Below are 19,211 nucleotides of genomic sequence, written 5' to 3' on the forward strand. Positions count from 1 at the left end.
TGGGGTTAGCTTATAGAGAGCTTATAGGAAGCTTATACGAATCTTGGACGATTGGTATAGGAAGGGTGTATAAGTTGTTGATTCATACTATAATACGACAGCGCTAAAAATGTTAAAATTGGGGTTTCGAGGCGAAAGAAAAAGGAATAGGTGATAGACCTTAGTCCATAGGCAATAGGGGGAGTGTGACGGAAAAAAGAAGTAATGACGAATGAACGAGAGGCGAATGACGAGGGGCGAGTGACGAAAAAAGGGGAGAGAAATTAGAGAATTAGCAAATTGGGAAATTAGTAAATTAGTATGGGTTGATGGCGAAAAATGGATAGGCTGGGGAGAAGCTCTGGAAGAGAGGGGCTGGGGGTTTAAACTTTGGCAAAGTGTGTGACGCAAAAGTGACTTTTCAGAGGGTTGTTCGATTATAACGATGTAGTTTTGGGCTTTTTGGGAGATGATGTTTGTTAGGAAAATTGGTTATTGACAAAATATTCGTATCTTTGCCCCTTAAAAGTATTAGCTAATAAAAAGAAGAATGAACAGACAGGAGATTATAGACCTTACTACTCGTATTTTTGTTGAGGAATTTGAAGTAGAAGGCAGTGTGATTGCCCCTGAGGCAAACTTCCGCGAATCGTTAGGATTAGATAGCCTTGATTATGTGGATTTGGTGGTACTGATTGAACAAGAATTTGGTGTGAAATTGGTAGAAGCCGATTTTAAGCCTATCGTAACCTTCAACGACTTTTATACTACCTTAGAAAATAAAGTGAATGCACGCTAACGAACAAGCCAAAACGAAATGGCAAGGCAAATCTAAGGGTACTGTATTAGGCTATAGTATCTTTGTGTGGCTGATGAAACACTTGGGTATTTATGCTGCTTATGCCTTGCTCATCTTTGTAGCGTTCTATTACTTTTTGTTTGAGTGGCGCTCCAATGGCTATATGTATTACTATTTCCGTCACCGCTTGGGCTATTCGCCTCTGAGAGCGGTAGTGAACTTATACTTAAATTATTTTACTTTCGGGCAAACTATTATTGATAAGATTGCTATCTTGGCGGGCTTGGAAGAGAAATTTACTTATGAGTTTGATGGAGTAGAAAGCTTACATAAACTATTAGACGAACAACAGAGCGGGATACTTATTTCCGCACACATAGGCAACTTTGAAATTGCTGAACCTTTTTTCAGGAAAATAGATATTGATTTGAAAATAAGCACCGTAACTACCGATATGGAACACTCGGTAATCAAGGAGTATTTGGAGTCGATTTCTAAAAATAAACCCTCGAATCAGTTTATCTATGTGAAAGAAGATATGTCGCATATCTTCAAAATCAACGATGCTATTGGCGACAACAAGATAGTGTGTTTCACGGGAGACCGATATTTTGAGGGAGTGCGTTCGCTCAAAGGAACGCTGTTGGGTGCAGAAGCTACCTTCCCCGCAGGTCCTTTCTTTATAGCCTCGCGCTTGAAAGTGCCGGTGTTATTCGTTTATGTGATGAAGGAAAGTAGATTGCATTACCACTTGTATGCCCAAGTAGCTGAGGTGAAAAGTCGCGATGCCCAAGCGCTACTCGATGCTTATACCGAGAATATGGAGCAGATGCTACGAAAGTATCCGCTACAATGGTTTAATTATTTCAACTTTTGGGATGAACAATGAAACGTGTATTAGTAGTATATTACACCCAATCGGGGCAACTCAAAGAGATTATCGATAGTGTACTATCCCCACTCACGGAGGTAACTATCGGCTTTTTGCCTATTGATACAGCAGAACCTTTTCCTTTTCCGTGGACAGACGAGGCGTTTTTTGGAGCTTTCCCAGAGTCGTATTTGCAAATACCCCAGCCCTTAAAGCCTTTTGAATTGGTGCATACTGATTATGATTTAGTGATATTGGGCTACCAAGTGTGGTATTTGTCGCCTTCTATTCCGTTTAATTCCTTTTTGCAGAGTGAAGCAGGTAAGCAACTGTTACAAGGCAAACCTGTAATTACTGTGTCGGGCACACGCAATATGTGGGTAATGGCGCACCAGAAAGTAAAAAAACTCTTAACCGAGTGTGGGGCGCGCTTAGTGGGCAATATTGCCCTTACCGATAGGCACCACAATCATATCAGCGTGATTACCATTGTACAGTGGCTCTTTTCGGGCGACAAGAACAAACGCTATCTCGGTGTGTTCCCCAAAGCGGGCGTTGCCGATAAAGACATACAAGGCGCGAGCGTATACGGCACGCTCATTGCCCCTCACCTGCAAACCGGTGATTACACAGGGCTACAACAAGAAATAGTATCCCACGGAGGCGTGCATTACAAGCGTTTTATTCTTTCGGCAGAGAAGAAAGGCAACCGCCTTTTCGGCATTTGGGCAAAGATGATTTACGGCAGTAAGAAGCGTAAATTCCTGCTGAAATGCTTCCGCATCTATCTGTATATCGCTATTTGGGTGCTGATGCCCATAGTATGGTTGCTATACTGGCTCACCTATCCATTGTTCTTTTGGAAAGTAGAGAGTGACAAGAAAAAATTCACAATTGAGAATTAGAAATAAAAAAACAAGAAAATGGAAGATATTTTTAAACCTAACAGTCTATCAATAAAAGAAATATTTGGGAATGCTGATAGTTTATATCAGATTCCAAGATATCAACGCCCTTATTCTTGGGGAGATGAACAATTGGAGAAGTTATGGGAAGATTTGGTAGATGCCAAAGAAAATGAGCCTAATTATTTTTTAGGTTCCATTATCACAGCAAAACCTGAAGATAACAATAACTATTTGGATATAGTAGATGGGCAACAAAGATTAACGACTTTAACTATTTTACTTTGTGTTTATAGAGATTTATATCCTGAAATAAATAACGATATTTTGGAGGAAGACCCATTTGCTATTGATGGAAAAACTGTTAGTAATTCTATCAAGTTCAATGATAGATTCCAACGATTACGTTTGCGTACGCACTCTAATCATCAGAGTGATTTCGATAAATTGATACTTTCAGAAAATGCTACTGTCGATTCTAAAGAAATAGAGAAACCTACAAAACAGGACTTAAGGAAAGATGAGCCTAAATTTAAGTTTATAAATTCCGCTTTCTTTTTTAGAGAAAAACTTACTTCTATCGGTGAGAAAGAGGCAGGGAAACTCTTAAATTATCTTTTTAATAAAGTAAAGATTATAAGAATAGACTGTAAGTCTGTTTCTTTTGCTATCAAGTTATTTCAAGTGTTAAATGATAGAGGACTTGATTTATCAAATTCTGATTTAATAAAGAGTTTCTTAATTGAAAAAATACAGAAAAAATATAGTAGCGAAAATGAAATAAGAAAGCAAAAAGAGGATCAGTTTATGGACGACTGGAAAGAGTGTGAAAACTGTTCAAATAATACAGAGACTACTCTAAATGACTTGTTCGTTATGTATGAATATTATCTTTTAGCACAAAATCCTAAGAAATCATTGTATGACGAGTTGAGAAATGAGTTAAAAGAAAAAGATTCTAATGAGGTCATTGCTGACATTAAGGATTTTATTCGTACCTATCAAACTAAAATTTTTGATAAGAAAGATGATAATAAATTAATATCTTCCTTTTTTTATATTCCTTGGGGAATGTATTGGAGAACTATATTACTAACAGCATTAAAAGAACAATATTCTGAATATGAAGAATTTGTAAAAGTTTTTAGACGTTATTACTATCTGAATTGGATAGCAGGGAATACCTTGTCTAAAATTAAGCAAACCTCTTTTAATCTTATCAAGGCAATAAAAGAGAATAAATCTTTACAACTTATTAAGGGAGAATTAGATAATAGTTTAGAGTCTGATAACACCATAAGAAAAGCTATTGAAAATTTAAGTGGAGATATTTACAATGAAAAATGGTGCAAGCCTCTCCTTTTTCTAATAGAATACAATCAAACGGATGATTCAAATTTCACCTTTTTAGATATAGCGAATAGGAATGTACAAGTGGAACATATATTACCTCAAAAATATTATAATAATGAAGATTGGAAAACTATTTTTGAGAAAAATGATGAAACTAATAGTTGGCTAAATTCTGGACGAAACTTAACTCTTTTAAGTGGAAAGAAAAATGTTGAAGCAGGAAATAGAGATTTTGAAACAAAAATTAAATCTTATACAGGTAAAGGTTTCTATTCAAATAACCAAGAAGGTATTACAGCTTTCCGAATAACTCAACAAATAGTAGACAACTATAATAAAGGACTATTTAGTAAACAGTGGAATAAAGAAGCTTTGAAAGATAGATGGAATTGGTTCTGTGCTCAGGTAGAACCCATTTTAGAAATTGATTTAACTGAAATAAAAGAATAATAAAATGGAACAACAAGATGATACATCTACAAAGAACAATATTCTACAAATAGAACCACACGACAACAATCTACTGACAGTCGATATGTTGCTGGACAGTTACGAGAAGTATGGTATTGGATGGCTACAACAAACAATGGACGGGCTCTTGGCGGCGAGGCATTCAAGAAGGTTTATGAGTTCTTTAACCGAAGAAGAAAGAGGAGAGTATGTAAGAAAGCAAGCCGAGAGATTAGGATTCTTGTAGTAGTTGTTCTCAATAACAACCTGTTACCTATTACTTATTACCTGAATAATATGAATGTCTATATAACAAAAGCAAGTAAATATTTACCTAACAATCCCATTGGCAATGAGCAAATGGAGACTTTCTTAGGTCTCATAAACCAAAATGCCTCTAAAGCACGACGCCTCGTGCTCCGCAACAATGGTATTCTCACCCGTTACTATGCCCTCGATGAGCAAGGTAACCCCACTCATAACAATGCCCAGCTTACGGCTTTGGCAGTACAAAACCTATTGGACGGCGAAGTGCCTTGGGATACTATCGAGGTGCTCTCTTGCGGTACCTCTACCCCCGATGTGCTCTTGCCTTCGCACACTGCTATGGTACACGGCATTTTGGGCGGACACTCAGTAGAACTGAATGCCTCTTCAGGGGTGTGTAACTCAGGAATGAATGCACTCAAATTTGGGTATTTATCAGTAAAGGCAGGCAATAGTGCCAATGCAGTATGCACAGGCTCTGAACGTGTATCGGCGTGGTTGCGTGCCGATAAATACGAAAACGAGGTACAACTCTTAGCCGAGTTGGAAGCACACCCAGCCATTGCCTTTAAAAAAGATTTTTTGCGCTTTATGCTCTCCGATGGGGCAGGGGCTTTTCTGTTAGAAAACAAACCGCGTGAAGGCGCTTTGCAAATAGAGTGGATGAACGCTTATTCGTATGCTCACGAGCTCGAAGCGTGTATGTATGCCGGTGGCGACAAGCTCCCCGATGGCAGTCTCAAAGCTTGGAGCGAATACCCTGCTGAAGCGTGGCTTAGTGAATCTATTTTTGCTATCAAGCAAGATGTGAAGTTGCTCAATGAGAATATTTTGCTAAAAGGCGCTGAAAGTATGCGTGCTACCTTAGATAAACACCAACTATCGGCAGATGATATTACCTATTTCTTGCCTCATATCTCGTCTTGTTATTTCAAAGAACGCTTATATGAAGCCCTCAAAATAGTAGGTATCGACCTTCCGTTAGAACGTTGGTTTATCAATCTCCCCGAAGTAGGCAATGTAGGTTCTGCTTCTGCTTATTTGATGTTAGAAGCCTTGATGCACTCAGGCAAACTCAAAACGGGCGATACTGTGTTGCTATCAGTGCCTGAGAGTGGTAGATTTTCCTATTCTTATGCTTTCTTAAAGGTCGTTTAACTATGGCTTTACCAATTACAGATAAAAATAAAATTCTTACTCTTATACCCCAGCGCAATCCCATTGTAATGGTAGATGCTCTTTGGGAGTATACCCCCACCGAGGGAGTGGCAGGGCTCACCATTGTCCCCAGCAACCTCTTTGTACAGCAAGGGGTATTCTTAGAAAGCGGACTTATAGAGCACATTGCCCAAAGCATTGCCTTGCACAAAGGTTATTACTACTATCTCAACGGAAAACCTGCTCCTATGGGGTATATAGGAGCGATTAAAAACATAGAGATACAATCGCTACCCAAAGTAGGCGATACGCTTAAAACACACATCACTATCCAGCAAGAGTTTATGGACGTTACCCTCGTAACAATGCAAACCTTTGTAGGTGATACCCTCATCGCTCAAGGCGAAATGAAAACCGTACTTGCTCCTTCTACTAATTCCTAATTTCTATTTTCTATGAACATATCAATCCACAAATACCTCCCCCACCGTCCGCCGATGCAAATGGTAGATACCATTACCGATATCAGTAATACACACGTAGTTACTGAGTTTGAGGTGAAGCCTACTTGCATATTTGTGGAAGAGGGGAAGTTTGCCGAAGTAGGACTCATTGAGAATATGGCGCAAACCTGTTCGGCAATTGTGGGGCAGTTTCTCTTTGGTATAGAAGACACATCGAACTATGTGATAGGTTACATCAGTGCGATTAAGAAATTGGAACTCTTCGCCTTGCCTAAGGTACAAGAGGTGGTGCGCACCGAAGCCGAATTGCTTTCTCGTTTCGATACCGATGAGTATTACATCTGCTCGATGCGCTGTAATGCCTTTGTAGGAGATATTCTTATGGCAACTGCTGAAATGAACTTAGTAATTAAAAATCTAACGGAATGAAAGAAACCGAACTACCTCAGGAAAAAGGTGCCTTACAGGACTTTACAGAACTGTGCTATGTAACCGATGACGAAGGCAACTACACCACCCTATCCAGTTCGGGCTGGGAGGTGAAGAGCATTGCCTTAGAAGCCTCTCTCAGCCGTTTGCAAGAGCAGATTGACGAAGCAAAAGCCGATGTGCTTGCAGGACGCAAAAGCCCCATAGTGTATTATATGCTCCTCAACCGTATGGATTGGGCAGTCCTTGCCGATGCAATGCACCGCTGGCAATGGGTTATCAAGCGTCACGCCAAACCTTCGGTTTTCAAAAAACTATCTTCTAAAACGCTACAACAATATGCTGAGGTGTTCGGCATCACTGTGGAAGAACTGTGTGAGTTAAGCAAATAAAAGTCCTTTACTCATTTAGAGTAAAGGACTTTGTTCTATTGCTTTTCATACTGTAATAGACTGTGTGGCTTACGCTATTTCAAGTAATTTATTGTTTGGTATAGCTTCCTTCAACACGACCATTATGAGTTACTCTTATCTTGTTACCTCCTTCTTTTTCGAATACAAAAACTTGTTCAGAGGAACCGATTTTATAGCTAACCTTATAAGTATTATTTGTTTTCAGGTCTTTTATATTAGTAACCGGCAGATTCTTTTCCTTAAAACAGTTCGTATTACCTAAGGTTATTTGGCAAAAGTCATCGGTTTTAAAGGCATAACCGAACTGCTTGTTATTGGTCGTCCAAGAGCCTTGAATCCACTTTGGAGGCATAAATCTTGCTGTAGAGATGTCCCCTTCTTCTGTACCATTGGCGTTGTCTTTTCCGCAAGCAACCATTCCTACAAAGGCTACTAATAATAGAATTGCTTTTCTCATTTTATATTGCTTTTTTAAATTATTATTGGTGCAAATATACAACTACTTTTTTTGATTACAAAATTTTTGCTAACTTCTCTTCCATATAAATAGCTACTTCCTCCGTCGATAGTTTTCGCAACTGCTCAGGTTGGTAAGTCTTATACTGGGGTGTGACCAATAAAGGCTCTGACAGCAGGCTACGCTTTTGCTTATTCTTCTTCAAATAACTCTTCAATCCCGATAAAGAAGGAAAGATTTTGTATTGTTTTCTGCCTCTATTATCTTCTATTTCGTAAATACCACAGGCTTGCTTCCATATTACCTCAGCAACACGCAAATATAAGGTAGCAATAGCAAGAGTTTTAAAAGGGAAGAGAGCACGGAACTTCCCCTTATCATCTACATCAGCACAGATACATCTGCCACAAGTACTACAAATATACTGCCTGTGGTGTAGCAAGCACTCTTTGGGGTTTAACAAAGGCGTGATACGACTATCTATCGCATAACACTCAGGACAAGCTTCTTTCATTGTGCTATTATTTTAAAATCTGATATAAACTGCTTATATAGCTCACGCCATTTCAAGTAATTGACTAATTTCCTCAGCGTGTGTACGACAGTAGTACATCACAAAAGCAATGTAAGGCACAAAGAGAACGATACTCCACAGTAACCCCTGTGCAAACGCTTTGTAATCACCAATGCGATAGAGCACATAGCCTGCCCAAATTAGGTTGAGTGTCATTGTAATATGCGACATTTGAGCAAAGATGTTAGCACCACTCCACGTAAAGGTAAAGAGCCCCATCGTACCAAAATAGTACATTGGTAGGAAGGCAAGCGGTAGCCAAAAAGTCTTTTTAGTCACCCAAAAGACGATAAGGCAACCTAAATACACCAAGCTACTAGGAGAACAAGCGTTGTAAGCCAACCATTGCACAAAGTTTACTTTCAGAGTAAAAAAGAAGTAACCACTCCCTGAAAGCGTAAGCAATAATAAGACAATCGCCAAAGCGATACCTGTGATTTTTTCTGTTTTTGTAAGATTCATAATGTTAGAATTTAGAAGTTAGGAAATTGCCCGTGCAGTTTGCACTGGGATATATATCTCAGTTTTCAGTTTTTCTTCGGGGGTACGACGGCAGTCGTTGAGGTATTTCTCGAACATAGGCTCATCGCGCACTTCGTATTCACTATCTACCACCCAGCGCATAGCAGCATCGTAGACGGCTGAGAGCTGAGTATAACTACCTTGATAGAAAAAGATTGCATATTTGCCTCCCGCCAAGGTTTTGCAACTCACTTCACCTGAGGGTTTAGCCGGCTTGTGAATAGCCAAACTCACCTCGGAACGTTGCAAAGAAGCTTCGGTAATTTTAGGGTCGTCATACGAAACACATATCGACTCAATGCCTTTGGTAAAGAGTTTTTGCGATTTTACAACACCCCACAATTGTTCATAAGCTTTGTTGTAGTTAAGTGTCCCGTATTCTCCTGTAAGAGCTACGTAAATAAGACTTTTGGGCTCAAGCTCTACTATCTTTGGAGCTTTGAGCACTACTTCTGGATTGTTTATTTCTTTCTTCATAATATAAAAATCTCTGTTTGTTCTATACTGAGTAGGGGTAATACCATATTGATTCTTAAACGCTTTGGAAAGAGAGGTAGGCGTTTCGTACCCTATATTAAAAGCTATTTCTTCTACCGAAAGCTTCGAATAGCGTAACAGCTGAGCTGCCGTTTCTATGCGCAAACGAGCAATAAAGGCAATGGGCGATTCTCCTTTAAGCGCTTTAAAGATGCGACAAAAATGAAAATCAGATAAGTTAGCCACATTGGCGAGTGTTTTTATCTTTATAGAAGTATCAAGATGACCATTGATGTATTCCGCCACTTTGTTGATACGCTGAGTGTAATCGTTATGAGTAATGGATTTCATACAGATTTATTTTGAATTTCTGTGGCAAAGATACGGCACTTTTCCAAAGTAGTCTTTTCCTATCTTGCTAATTTCACCCTGTAAGTTCATCTTTCCGTCGACACATTCCCCCTTTTCCGTCCCTCGCCCCTCGTCATTCGCCTCTCGTTCATTTGTCATTACTTCTCTTTTCCGTCACACTCCCCCTAGTGCCTATGGCCTAAGGCCTAGTGCCTCTTCCTCTTTCTTTCGCCTCAAAACCCCGTTTTTAACATTTTTAGCCTTGTTGTATTACAGTATAAATCAACTATTTATACACCCTTTCTATACCAATCGTCCAAGATTCGTATAAGCTTCCTATAAGCTCTCTATAAGCTACCCCCACCCATCTAATACCCTTTTTTCGCCAAAACCTCTCCCTTCCCTCTTCCGAACTTCTCCGTTTCCTTCCGAGCACTCCTAACAGTCCCAACACATCGCTTTTTCATTTCAAACTTTGGCAAAGTTTAAAACTTTGCCAAAGTTGATGTTCCAAAAAGTTACCTCCTCATTTCCTCATTTCCAAATTTCCTAATTCTCTAATTCTCTCATTTTCCTCCCGCTTGTCGCTTCCCCCTCCTATTGCCTATTGCCTATGGCCTAAGGCCTGCTTCCCCTTCACACAAATATTTCTCCTCTTTTTATTCGTATTTCATAATTATTTCTTATCTTTGCCCCATCTATTCCTCATATCCTAACATCTAATTATTAAAACATTATGAAAAAAACACTTTTTTCAGTGCTCTCACTGATGGCGTTTAGCCCTCTGTTATGGGCACAAGAAACTGAGATGATTACCCATCCACAAAGCCAATACCAAAAGGCAGTGGAACTCTACAATCGCAAGCTCTATCAGCCTGCACAGAACTTGTTCCGAAAAGAACAAACCTCCAATCCCGATAGAGCTATCCAAACCCAAAGTGAATACTACGTAGCCACTATTGCCGCTATCCTCAATCAAGACGGAGCCGATGCGCTGGTGAATAACTTTATCGTCAATCACCCCGACTCTCCTCTGAGCTCCGAAGCCTATTTGCAAATGGCTAACATCTATTATCAGCAGGGCAACTACGAAGATGCGCTCGCTTGGTACGAGGCTATCGACGACCAAAGCATAAGCAGTAGCGATAAAGCTAAATACAACTTCCAAAAAGGTTTTTGCCTCTTCCAAACCGGCAAACAAGCCGAATCTAAACCTTATTTCGAGTCGGTACAAAACACCAAAGAATACGGTGCCAACGCCAAGTATTACTTAGGATATATCGCCTATGATAAAGACGATTATTCTAAGGCTGAAAGCTACTTCCGCGAGGTACAAGAAGAAGATGCTTCACTCACCAAAAACGTGTCTTACTTCCAAGCCAATATGTACTTCAAACAAGCTCTTTATCAAGAAGCTATTACCGAAGGACAGAAACAGCTCGCTAAAACCAAAAATGCTCAAGAAGTATCTGAGCTCAATAAGATTATAGGTGAAAGCTACTTCAACCTCAAGAAATACAAAGAAGCAATCCCTTACTTACAAAACTATAAAGGTAAAAAAGGTAGGTTCTCCAATACCGATTATTACTATATCGGATACGCTCATTACAAAAATAACGATTATAAAGCGGCTATCGAGCAGTTCAACAAAATCGTAGGCGGAAACGATAGCGTCGCTCAAAATGCGTATTATCATTTAGCCGAATGCTATTTGAAAACCAACCAAAAACAAGAGGCTCTCAACGCTTTCCGCAATGCCTCTCAAATGGATTTCGATAAGCAAATTAAAAAAGATGCTCATCTGAACTACGCCCGCCTCAGTTATGAAATCGGTAACCCTTACGAGAGTGTCCCCAATGTGCTACAAGCATATGCTTCGGCTTATCCTAACGACCATAAGGACGAAATACAGTCGCTCTTAGTCGATTCTTATATTTCATCTGGTAACTATCAAGCCGCTATCAGTCTGCTCGAAAAGTCTAACGACCCAAAGGACAAAGAAACCTATAAAAAAGTAGCCTTCTATCGCGGGTTAGAGCTTTTTAATGAATTGCAATACAACGAGGCGTTAAAATATTTGCAGAAAGCCATCGGTGGTAATTCTGCGCTTGCCGCTCGCGCTACCTATTGGGCTGGTGAAACTGCTTATCAGCTGAAAGATTACAAAGGTGCGGAATCCTATTTTACTCAGTTTCTCCATAATTCATCAGCTCCTAAAACCGAAGAGTATGCCAAAGGTTTCTACGGTTTAGCTTATGCTAATTTCAATCAAAAAAACTATGCAGGTGCTATCGCTAATTTCGAGAAGTACCTCAAACAAAACCCTAAGAACAGTAGTTGGAAACACGACGCTATACTCCGTCTCGCCGATTCTTACTTCGTAACAGGTAAATACTGGCCTGCAATGGAAGGGTATAACAAACTCATCGAAGCTAAATCAGCCGACCAAGATTATGCCGCCTACCAAAAGGCTATTAGTTATGGGTTCGTAGACCGCCTCAATAGCAAAATTGAAGACTTAGAGCGTTTCGTTAAGAACTACAAAAGCTCTAATCTGCGTCCTAATGCTTTGTTTGAATTAGGGAATGCTTATGTAACCAAAGGAAATACCCAAAAAGGATTACAGTACTATCAGCAACTCGCCAAAGAGTATAAAGGCAATGTGCTCGTACCTCGTGCAATGCTCCGCGAAGGTTTAGTGTATTATAATAGGAACGAAAACCAAAAAGCCTTAACGCTTTTCCAAACTATCGCCAAAGACTATCCTAATACCAACGAAGCCTCACAAGCGGTAGCTTCCGCAAAACTCATCTATGTAGATATGGGTAACGTAAACGAATACGCATCGTGGGCTAAAGGTTTGGGATATGTAGAGGTAACCGACCTCGAACTTGAAGGAGCTACTTATGAAGCTGCCGAACGACAATATATGCAAAACAATACCAAAGAGGCTATTTCAGGTTTTGAAAAATACCTTAAAGAGTTCCCTAATGGTATGCGTCGCACCAATGCCGAGTTTTACTTAGGACAAATGTATTTCAATAGTGGACAAAAGGCTAAAGCACTTACACATTACGAAAATGTAACCAAAAGCGGTTCTAATGAATACGGCGAGCAATCGCTTACTCGTGTGTGTCAAATCCTTCTTGAAGCAGGTAGCTACCTAAAAGCCAAACCTTATCTCGAAGACCTCGAACGAACCGCTACTATCGCACAGAACAAAACTTATGCACAAAGCAACCTAATGCGCGTGTGCTATAACGAAAAACTGTACGATAAAGCTATTGAATATGCCAATAAGGTATTAGAAGAAAAATCTATCGATACACGTATCAAGAACGATGCTTATATAGTGTTGGCTCGTGCTTATAGTCAAGCAGGAAATGAAACCCAAGCTCGCAAATATTACCAAGAGGTACAGAAAACCGCTACGGGTAGCCTCGCTGCCGAAGCCTTGTATTACGATGCTTATTTTAAGAATAAAGACGGTAACTACAAAGCCTCTAATGACGTAGTTCAAAAGATTGCTAAAGACTATGGCGGACACAAAGAGTTCGCTGCTAAGAGCCTTATCGTAATGGCTAAAAACTTCTACGGACTAAAAGACGCTTATCAAGCCTCTTACGTCTTAGAAAGTGTAATTAAAAACTTTAAAGAGTTTCCTGAAATAGTAGCCGAAGCCAAAAAAGAACTCGCAGTAGTAAAAGCCGAAGCCGCTAAAAGTAATTCATCAGTAAAATAATGGTTAATATTGTGGTATACACTTTGCCAAAGTTTTTGCCTGTGCGGCTCGCACCTTTGGCAAAGTTGAATCTCCGTCCTAAACCCTAATTTCTAAACAAATGAACAAACACATCACATATATTCTAACAATGCTTTTGTTCTCTGCCTCAACAATGGCAGTCGCTCAAAGCCGTAAAGACAGCCTCTCTACCAAAGTAGTAGATGTGGTAAAATCATATGCTCCTACAATCGCCGACGCCGACAAAAAGCGTGAAGATGCAAACGTAAAAGATTCGCTTACCGTTAAGAAAAAGCAAATCAACTATACCATCTATTCGGTACCGGTAGCCTCTACTTTTGTTCCCGAAAAAGGCAAAGCAGCTTCGGTGAAACCAAAAGTCGTTCGCGAAGACTATTTAGATTCTTATTTCGGTGGCGGTTTCGGTATGCTCAATACATTTTATGCCGATGCCAATATCACTCTCCCTGTAACTGATAACAGTAACGCTTCTTTTTTACTGAATCACATCTCAGCCAATGATAATATGGACGAGGTATACACCGATACCAATTATGCGCTCTCATCGGCTGAGTTGCGTTATGATTTTCAGAACCAAGATGTACTCTGGGGGCTCACTGCTGATATAGGTCGCCGTTTGCACAACTGGTATGGCATCCGTCCCGCTTCTTATACAAGACAACAGTTGATTGGAAAAGTAGATGATGTACACCAAACCTATTTCGATTATGGCGTAGGAGGTTACCTCCAATGGTCTAATCCTTACTTTAAAGGACTTGATTTCAGCGTACGTGGGCTCTACGACCATTTCGATAGTAAAGAATTGAATGTAAAAGCACAACCCACCTTCGAAATTCCTCTTACCGATGACCAAAAAGTTCGTACCAATGTAATTCTCGATTATTACAATGGTAGTTTTACCCGTCAAAATAACTTAGTAAACGAGCTTAACAATCGTTGGATGCTCTTTGGGGTAAATCCTTCTTATCATCTATCTATTGAGAATTTGGACTTAAAATTAGGCGTTGCTTTGATGTATGTAGATGCAAACCAGTCCGATGAAAGCAAGTTTAAAGCTTATCCCGATGTAGAGGCTTCTTATCCGCTAACTGCCGATGCTATTTTGCACGCAGGTATACGCGGTATTATGCAACAAAACACAGTAGAGAAACTCACCAAAGAGAATCCTTTTCTCTCACCTATGCAAGAAATTAAGCCTACCAATGTGCAAGCCGATGCTTTTGTAGCCCTTAAAGGAAAAGTAACTTCTGATTTGCTTTATCGCATACAAGGAAGCTATCGCCAATACAAAGAGATGCCTCTGTTTACTACCAATTCCGAGACCCCTACTATCGCCACCGAGATATTGCCTTATCAATATAACAACTCTTTTAAGTTAGTGTACGACGAAGTAAACGATATGGAGCTTTTAGCTTCTATCGGAGGAAATATAAAAGATGTTTTCTCTTTTACCTTTGAAGGAAGATATAATAACTATAACGCCCGTGTACAGAAAAATAAAACCGCTTGGAACTTGCCCAGCACACGAGTATCTCTCTTCACCGATTTTAGAATATTACCCAATCTATTTGCTGGATTCGACTTCTTTTATGTAGGAAAACGTTACGACCTCGATTACGTAACTGTTGCAAATCCTATTCCTGATAAGCTCTCTTTGGAAGGTTATTTTGATATCAATTTCCACGCCGATTACACTTTCAACAAACATTGGCAAGTATTCTTAAAAGCCAACAACCTCACCAGTGAGCACTATAAAAAATGGTTGTATTATCCTTCACAAGGCGTACAAGCCTTTGCAGGAGTGCGTTATCTGTTTAGCCTAAGTAACAAGTAACAATTTATACTAACAAAACAAACAGCGGTATGAATGCTTTATTCATACCGCTGTTTTTATTATTTTCTTCGTAGTTGTAATACAGGAGACAAGAGAGAGTTATACAGGCAGATGAAACTAGTGAGGAATAAGTTATGTATTGATGTCTAATTGTGATTTTACAAGCTGACTGTAACGTCCTCCTAATTGCATTAACACTTCGTGATTGCCTATTTCTACCACAGTTCCGTCTTGCATTACCACTATTTGGTCGGCTTTGCGGATTGGTTACGTTGAGGACTCACACAACTGAAGAGAGTAGTATTTGCAAATCATTTTCAAGCAGGCTACTCCGCAGTCCATCATATTCATTTGTCTATCAATAGGGAAGGTTTTAAACTTCATATATTCATTAGTTTTATTCTGAAGATAAAAGTATTGAATATTTTAAATATGTAAAATATTTGGTGATTACTTTTTTATGAGTTACCTTTGCGGTGTTTTCCTTAAATTTTGAAATAGAATGAGAAGTATTCAAACATTATCTTTTTCTCAATTAGAGGAAGAGATGGGAGCTCTTAAAGAGCAAGATGCTCAAAGTTGTGTAGGAGGTGGATGGTTTGATTATATCCACGATTTAGACGAGGTCACTGTATATGGCTCTCCTATCGGAGGAGGGGGAGGCTTATTCCCTAACGATTTTAGTCCTGGCTATGAGGATTATGATAATTATGGTGGTGCCCGCGGAGGTTATACACCCGAAGAAACCCCTCCAGAACCAGGTCCTCCACTAAAATTGAAGAACCTGCCTGGTATGTGTCAACAGGTTGCAGGAACAGCTATGTGTGGTATATTTGCCTTTGATTATCTCTCTAAATTTTATGGAGGAGATAAAGTGGGAATACATAAAAGTGATTTTGCAGAATCGATAGGAATAGATAGTAAAGAAAAGGCATTTGATAACTTCTTTTTAAAGAATATAGGCATAGATGGGGATGGATATAAGAAGATTGCAAATACATTTTTTGAGAATGATAAGATTTACAGTGATGAATTTTATAAAGTTACGGAGTCTTTGAAATTGGGTAATCCTATTATTTCTGTTTATGGAGACTACGATTGGCGTACAAATTCTGTAAAAGACGGACACGCGGTAGTTATTGTAGGATATGATCCAAAAACCAACGAATTAACAATTGCTGATTCTCTAAGTTCTACAGGCATTAGAGAAGTTAAATATGATATGACAAAATTTCACGAAATGATGTCTATTAAGGGGATGAAAGAATTAAAAGGTGAGGATCTGAAATACAAAAATAATAACGACTGGTGGAAAGGATGTGGTATAGGAAATTAATGATTACTTTATTTTTGTTTTTTACATCTATTTTTTTATTTGCACAAGATAAGCATCCTTTTGATTGTGAAAATTTCAGAGTAGGACAGACGTACACAGGGCAACAATTGACTATAAGGCTCAGAACTATTAAAAAAGACTTTGAGGTATATTCGGTATATGGTTATTTTGATAAATCATTAGAAGTGCTTAATAGTCAGTTGGAGAGTTATGGTGTAGCTCAGAAGGAAAGAGAACAGATTATTAAGCAAATTAGAAAAATGACTGGATGGCCTGGTAAAAAACTTCAAGAGTATGGTTTAATAGAACCTCAAAACTCGGAGTTAATATCTATTTTCAATCATTTTGATTTTACTAATTTCACACAAGTAGATCCTCTAACGGTTAAAATTTCTTTGAATCGAGTTATAGAGAAGTATTTAAGTAAAGAAAAAGCAAAAGAAGTGATAGAAGACTTGTTGGAGAAGAATTTTAATTGTAAGTGTGCCGTTAGCTATTTGGAAGATAATTTCTGCTTTTATCAAAGAGCAGGTACTTTGATAGAAGGGTATGGTTCTATTGATAAGAGTTTTAAGGATTATCGAGCTTTTTTAAAAGACTATTTAGGTAAATGCAGTATAGGAAAGTAATTATCAGTATAGGAGTGTTCTTTCTCTCAATTCCTATTTTTTCTCAAGCCCAAGAAAGTGTTTACGACTGCGAAAACTTTGGAATAGGAGCTCGCTTTTACAACACACAATATTTCGATATTATTATGCAAAATATAGAGAAAGATATTTGTATTGTCTCTATGTTTGGTTATTTTGAGAAATCTTTACAAATGCTTGAGAAGACTTTGAGAGAACACAAAGTCTCTAAAAGAAAAATTAACCTCATCATTCAGGAAATAAAAACACTTGCTGAGGATGAGGAAAAAGCTTTTGATTTTGGGAGTAAAGAGACTAAGAATGTGAATGGTATTTCTATTTTTTATACTGAGAGGAAAGTGATTTTTCCTCTCAGTATTAATTACACTATAGAGAGATATTTGGACGAGAGAAAAGCTAAAGAAGTACTTACTGATTTATTGGAAAAATCAATTAATACAGCTTATCCTATGGATTTTTTAGAGAAACAGTTTTGTGTATTTCAAAAAATGGGTGTTATTGATAAGAAGTACAAGGATTATTACGCATTCTTAAAAGACTATTTAGGCAAATAAATAATTTAAAGTAAAACACTACAAAAGCTATCATTTTTCTTGATAGCTTTTGTTTTTAAAACTAATTTATGAATCCAAAAATTATTGAGCTTGTAAAAGAATATATCATCGAAAATTATTCTCATCAGTACGCTACCCTTATAACGGGAAGTTATGCTGAAGGTAAAGAAACGATCTATTCGGATGTAGATGTTATCATCTTTACTACTGAGAGAATACAAAAAATCATTAAAACTCTCAATTACAAAGGTATTACTTTACAACTTATCTTTTTCTCGGTAGAAAGCATTGAATACACCCTTTATGAAGATTTTCTCTCTAACAAAGGAGTGTATATTGATATGATTTCTAAAGGATTTATTTTGTTAGACCATCATCATTTTTTAAAGCATCTCAAGGAATATACTACAGCACTAAAAGAAAAAGGGAGTACTCCTCTTTCAAAAGATGAAGATGAAAAATATAGATCAAAAATCACTTCTTACTTATTAGATATAGAGGGAGTAAAAGACACCAAACGTATTTTCTTTGTAGCATTACTCTTGATAGATGTTTTAGCTGAGTTTAAACTTCGTTTGCTCCGTCAATGGGGAGGTACTGGTAAAACAAAATCAGAGTTTTTAAGGAAGGTAGCTCCTACTTTTTTTGAAGAGCTTCAAATAGCTACTCAAATGTTTTTTGAAAAGGGAGATAAAGATAAACTGATAACTATCACCAAAGAGCTATTAGATTCTACAGGAGGAAAGTTTATACAGGAGTTAAACTTCCAAGAGTTTGCTTTTTCAGAGAATATGCTAGTAATACAAGTTTCAAAAGTACTTCATCAAAAAGAATCTGCTGAAATTATTTTAGCTATAGTCCCCTTTCTTAAAACCCTTTCTATAAATGCTTACCATTTTATATCATCAACTGATGGCTTTTTGTACTTGATAATAGAAGATTTTAACAAATCCCAGCTTCAAAAACTACTAAATAAATTTCCTAATGAACAATTGATAGACATACACTATTTCTATCCTCAAACTTGCTTTAATTCTTTAGAAAACTACCAAAAACTACTTCCTTTCTTTGAAATGCTATCAAAAGAAGCTTTTCATAACTTGGAAAATGAGAATTTTAAAATCCTAAAAGGATTAAACCTACTAATAACTCTTAGAAAGATAGAAAAGATGAGCAGAGAAGAGTATCTTTCCTTTCTCAAATATTTAATAGATTGCTGGATAATATATTGTGCTGATGATATTCTTATAAATAAAGCTCCAGAAACTACTATTGAAAAAAGTACAATTTTGAAAAAATACAACAGTATATTTCAAAATCAAAAGCAATACTTAAAATCAACCTTAAAAATCGATAAAAGCTATCATATACTATCTGAAGCATTAGCTAGGATAGATAACAGAGTGATCCCTCTATATAAAACTTTCTTGATAACACCTGACTTTGATGAAACTAAGAAAAAGAAATTTTGCTTTTGTAAAAATGTATTAGATTACTGCTATAGTATTTTGTTTATCGAACCTAAATTCAAGGCTTACTTGCCTTATGTCGCTTTACAGATAGAGTAATTCCAAACCCATTTAAAGTTTAAACAGTCATTATATACTT

At 37.9% G+C, this 19,211-nt stretch carries 20 protein-coding genes; 15 read left to right on the forward strand and 5 right to left on the reverse strand.

Going from position 1 to position 19,211, the window contains the following annotated elements:
- Positions 1-529: 529 nt before the first annotated feature.
- From HW278_RS03980 to HW278_RS04020, 9 genes are read left to right on the forward strand one after another with little or no spacing between them, the layout of a single operon-like run.
- Positions 530-778 (forward strand): phosphopantetheine-binding protein, encoded by a 249-nt coding sequence (locus HW278_RS03980; protein WP_009410297.1) that lies wholly within the window; start codon positions 530-532, stop codon positions 776-778.
- Complete coding sequence (locus HW278_RS03985; RefSeq protein ID WP_009420807.1) at positions 768-1,667, forward strand: lipid A biosynthesis acyltransferase; 900 nt, start codon at positions 768-770, stop codon at positions 1,665-1,667. Before HW278_RS03980 ends, HW278_RS03985 begins: the two co-directional genes overlap by 11 nt.
- Entirely contained in the window at positions 1,664-2,554 is an 891-nt protein-coding gene (locus HW278_RS03990; protein ID WP_178976998.1) for a dialkylrecorsinol condensing enzyme DarA, read from the forward strand. Before HW278_RS03985 ends, HW278_RS03990 begins: the two co-directional genes overlap by 4 nt.
- An 18-nt stretch (positions 2,555-2,572) precedes the next feature.
- Positions 2,573-4,357: a DUF262 domain-containing protein gene (locus HW278_RS03995; protein WP_111972301.1), complete on the forward strand. Its 1,785-nt coding sequence runs from the start codon at positions 2,573-2,575 to the stop codon at positions 4,355-4,357.
- Positions 4,358-4,361: 4 nt separating this feature from the next.
- Positions 4,362-4,604, forward strand: a complete 243-nt coding sequence (locus HW278_RS04000) for a hypothetical protein (RefSeq protein ID WP_111972300.1) — start codon at positions 4,362-4,364, stop codon at positions 4,602-4,604.
- 50 nt (positions 4,605-4,654) lie between these two features.
- Positions 4,655-5,782 carry a beta-ketoacyl-ACP synthase III gene (locus tag HW278_RS04005; RefSeq protein WP_178976999.1) on the forward strand — a complete coding sequence of 376 codons (1,128 nt, stop codon included), beginning with the start codon at positions 4,655-4,657 and terminating at the stop codon, positions 5,780-5,782.
- A 2-nt stretch (positions 5,783-5,784) separates the two neighbouring features.
- Positions 5,785-6,225, forward strand: a complete 441-nt coding sequence (locus tag HW278_RS04010; protein WP_111972299.1) for a hypothetical protein — start codon at positions 5,785-5,787, stop codon at positions 6,223-6,225.
- Positions 6,226-6,237: 12 nt separating this feature from the next.
- On the forward strand, positions 6,238-6,675 hold the full coding sequence (locus HW278_RS04015; RefSeq protein ID WP_016479907.1) for a hypothetical protein: 438 nt from the start codon (positions 6,238-6,240) through the stop codon (positions 6,673-6,675).
- Entirely contained in the window at positions 6,672-7,067 is a 396-nt protein-coding gene (locus HW278_RS04020; RefSeq protein ID WP_178977000.1) for a hypothetical protein, read from the forward strand. Before HW278_RS04015 ends, HW278_RS04020 begins: the two co-directional genes overlap by 4 nt.
- Before the next feature lie 88 nt (positions 7,068-7,155).
- Here HW278_RS04020 and HW278_RS04025 read toward each other — a convergent pair whose 3' ends face one another.
- Genes HW278_RS04025 through HW278_RS04040 form a run of 4 tightly spaced genes read right to left on the reverse strand, consistent with a single transcriptional unit; the run spans position 7,156 to position 9,469 of the window.
- Positions 7,156-7,545, reverse strand: coding sequence for a hypothetical protein (locus tag HW278_RS04025; RefSeq protein WP_106096349.1), 390 nt, complete (start codon positions 7,543-7,545; stop codon positions 7,156-7,158).
- Positions 7,546-7,600: 55 nt separating this feature from the next.
- A complete protein-coding gene (locus HW278_RS04030) occupies positions 7,601-8,059 on the reverse strand; it encodes a hypothetical protein (RefSeq protein ID WP_106096348.1) in 459 nt (152 codons plus the stop codon).
- Between the two features lie 42 nt (positions 8,060-8,101).
- Entirely contained in the window at positions 8,102-8,581 is a 480-nt protein-coding gene (locus HW278_RS04035) for a hypothetical protein (protein WP_128091193.1), read from the reverse strand.
- A gap of 18 nt (positions 8,582-8,599) precedes the next feature.
- Positions 8,600-9,469 carry a GyrI-like domain-containing protein gene (locus tag HW278_RS04040; protein ID WP_178977001.1) on the reverse strand — a complete coding sequence of 290 codons (870 nt, stop codon included), beginning with the start codon at positions 9,467-9,469 and terminating at the stop codon, positions 8,600-8,602.
- 736 nt (positions 9,470-10,205) lie between these two features.
- Here HW278_RS04040 and HW278_RS04045 point away from each other — a divergent pair.
- The gene (locus HW278_RS04045) at positions 10,206-13,211 is read left to right on the forward strand and encodes a tetratricopeptide repeat protein (RefSeq protein WP_016479911.1); all 3,006 of its coding nucleotides are present in this window, start codon (positions 10,206-10,208) and stop codon (positions 13,209-13,211) included.
- Positions 13,212-13,311: 100 nt separating this feature from the next.
- Complete coding sequence (locus HW278_RS04050) at positions 13,312-15,066, forward strand: TonB-dependent receptor (protein ID WP_178977002.1); 1,755 nt, start codon at positions 13,312-13,314, stop codon at positions 15,064-15,066.
- Positions 15,067-15,333: 267 nt separating this feature from the next.
- On the opposite strand, the gene HW278_RS12865 is transcribed toward HW278_RS04050, so the two are convergent.
- The gene (locus HW278_RS12865) at positions 15,334-15,450 is read right to left on the reverse strand and encodes a cysteine peptidase family C39 domain-containing protein (protein WP_009420765.1); all 117 of its coding nucleotides are present in this window, start codon (positions 15,448-15,450) and stop codon (positions 15,334-15,336) included.
- A gap of 118 nt (positions 15,451-15,568) precedes the next feature.
- Here HW278_RS12865 and HW278_RS04065 point away from each other — a divergent pair, with 118 nt between their 5' ends.
- The 4 genes from HW278_RS04065 (at position 15,569) to HW278_RS04080 (ending at position 19,171) form a co-directional block, all read left to right on the forward strand.
- Positions 15,569-16,402 (forward strand): C39 family peptidase, encoded by an 834-nt coding sequence (locus HW278_RS04065; protein ID WP_048746026.1) that lies wholly within the window; start codon positions 15,569-15,571, stop codon positions 16,400-16,402.
- Positions 16,402-17,031, forward strand: a complete 630-nt coding sequence (locus tag HW278_RS04070) for a hypothetical protein (protein ID WP_255493756.1) — start codon at positions 16,402-16,404, stop codon at positions 17,029-17,031. Before HW278_RS04065 ends, HW278_RS04070 begins: the two co-directional genes overlap by 1 nt.
- A gap of 125 nt (positions 17,032-17,156) precedes the next feature.
- Positions 17,157-17,603: a hypothetical protein gene (locus tag HW278_RS04075; protein ID WP_178977004.1), complete on the forward strand. Its 447-nt coding sequence runs from the start codon at positions 17,157-17,159 to the stop codon at positions 17,601-17,603.
- A gap of 68 nt (positions 17,604-17,671) precedes the next feature.
- Positions 17,672-19,171 (forward strand): nucleotidyltransferase domain-containing protein, encoded by a 1,500-nt coding sequence (locus tag HW278_RS04080; protein WP_178977005.1) that lies wholly within the window; start codon positions 17,672-17,674, stop codon positions 19,169-19,171.
- Positions 19,172-19,211: the final 40 nt, after the last annotated feature.

Origin of the sequence: Capnocytophaga sp. oral taxon 902, from assembly GCF_013394735.1 — a bacterium.
Taxonomy (GTDB): domain Bacteria; phylum Bacteroidota; class Bacteroidia; order Flavobacteriales; family Flavobacteriaceae; genus Capnocytophaga; species Capnocytophaga ochracea.

Coding starts and splice junctions, on each gene's coding strand:
- HW278_RS03980 (WP_009410297.1), top strand. CDS start 530: ATGAACAGACAGGAGATTATAGACCTTACTACTCGTATTTTTGTTGAG.
- HW278_RS03985 (WP_009420807.1), top strand. CDS start 768: ATGCACGCTAACGAACAAGCCAAAACGAAATGGCAAGGCAAATCTAAG.
- HW278_RS03990 (WP_178976998.1), top strand. CDS start 1,664: ATGAAACGTGTATTAGTAGTATATTACACCCAATCGGGGCAACTCAAA.
- HW278_RS03995 (WP_111972301.1), top strand. CDS start 2,573: ATGGAAGATATTTTTAAACCTAACAGTCTATCAATAAAAGAAATATTT.
- HW278_RS04000 (WP_111972300.1), top strand. CDS start 4,362: ATGGAACAACAAGATGATACATCTACAAAGAACAATATTCTACAAATA.
- HW278_RS04005 (WP_178976999.1), top strand. CDS start 4,655: ATGAATGTCTATATAACAAAAGCAAGTAAATATTTACCTAACAATCCC.
- HW278_RS04010 (WP_111972299.1), top strand. CDS start 5,785: ATGGCTTTACCAATTACAGATAAAAATAAAATTCTTACTCTTATACCC.
- HW278_RS04015 (WP_016479907.1), top strand. CDS start 6,238: ATGAACATATCAATCCACAAATACCTCCCCCACCGTCCGCCGATGCAA.
- HW278_RS04020 (WP_178977000.1), top strand. CDS start 6,672: ATGAAAGAAACCGAACTACCTCAGGAAAAAGGTGCCTTACAGGACTTT.
- HW278_RS04025 (WP_106096349.1), bottom strand. CDS start 7,545: ATGAGAAAAGCAATTCTATTATTAGTAGCCTTTGTAGGAATGGTTGCT.
- HW278_RS04030 (WP_106096348.1), bottom strand. CDS start 8,059: ATGAAAGAAGCTTGTCCTGAGTGTTATGCGATAGATAGTCGTATCACG.
- HW278_RS04035 (WP_128091193.1), bottom strand. CDS start 8,581: ATGAATCTTACAAAAACAGAAAAAATCACAGGTATCGCTTTGGCGATT.
- HW278_RS04040 (WP_178977001.1), bottom strand. CDS start 9,469: ATGAAATCCATTACTCATAACGATTACACTCAGCGTATCAACAAAGTG.
- HW278_RS04045 (WP_016479911.1), top strand. CDS start 10,206: ATGAAAAAAACACTTTTTTCAGTGCTCTCACTGATGGCGTTTAGCCCT.
- HW278_RS04050 (WP_178977002.1), top strand. CDS start 13,312: ATGAACAAACACATCACATATATTCTAACAATGCTTTTGTTCTCTGCC.
- HW278_RS12865 (WP_009420765.1), bottom strand. CDS start 15,450: ATGAAGTTTAAAACCTTCCCTATTGATAGACAAATGAATATGATGGAC.
- HW278_RS04065 (WP_048746026.1), top strand. CDS start 15,569: ATGAGAAGTATTCAAACATTATCTTTTTCTCAATTAGAGGAAGAGATG.
- HW278_RS04070 (WP_255493756.1), top strand. CDS start 16,402: ATGATTACTTTATTTTTGTTTTTTACATCTATTTTTTTATTTGCACAA.
- HW278_RS04075 (WP_178977004.1), top strand. CDS start 17,157: ATGCAAAATATAGAGAAAGATATTTGTATTGTCTCTATGTTTGGTTAT.
- HW278_RS04080 (WP_178977005.1), top strand. CDS start 17,672: ATGAATCCAAAAATTATTGAGCTTGTAAAAGAATATATCATCGAAAAT.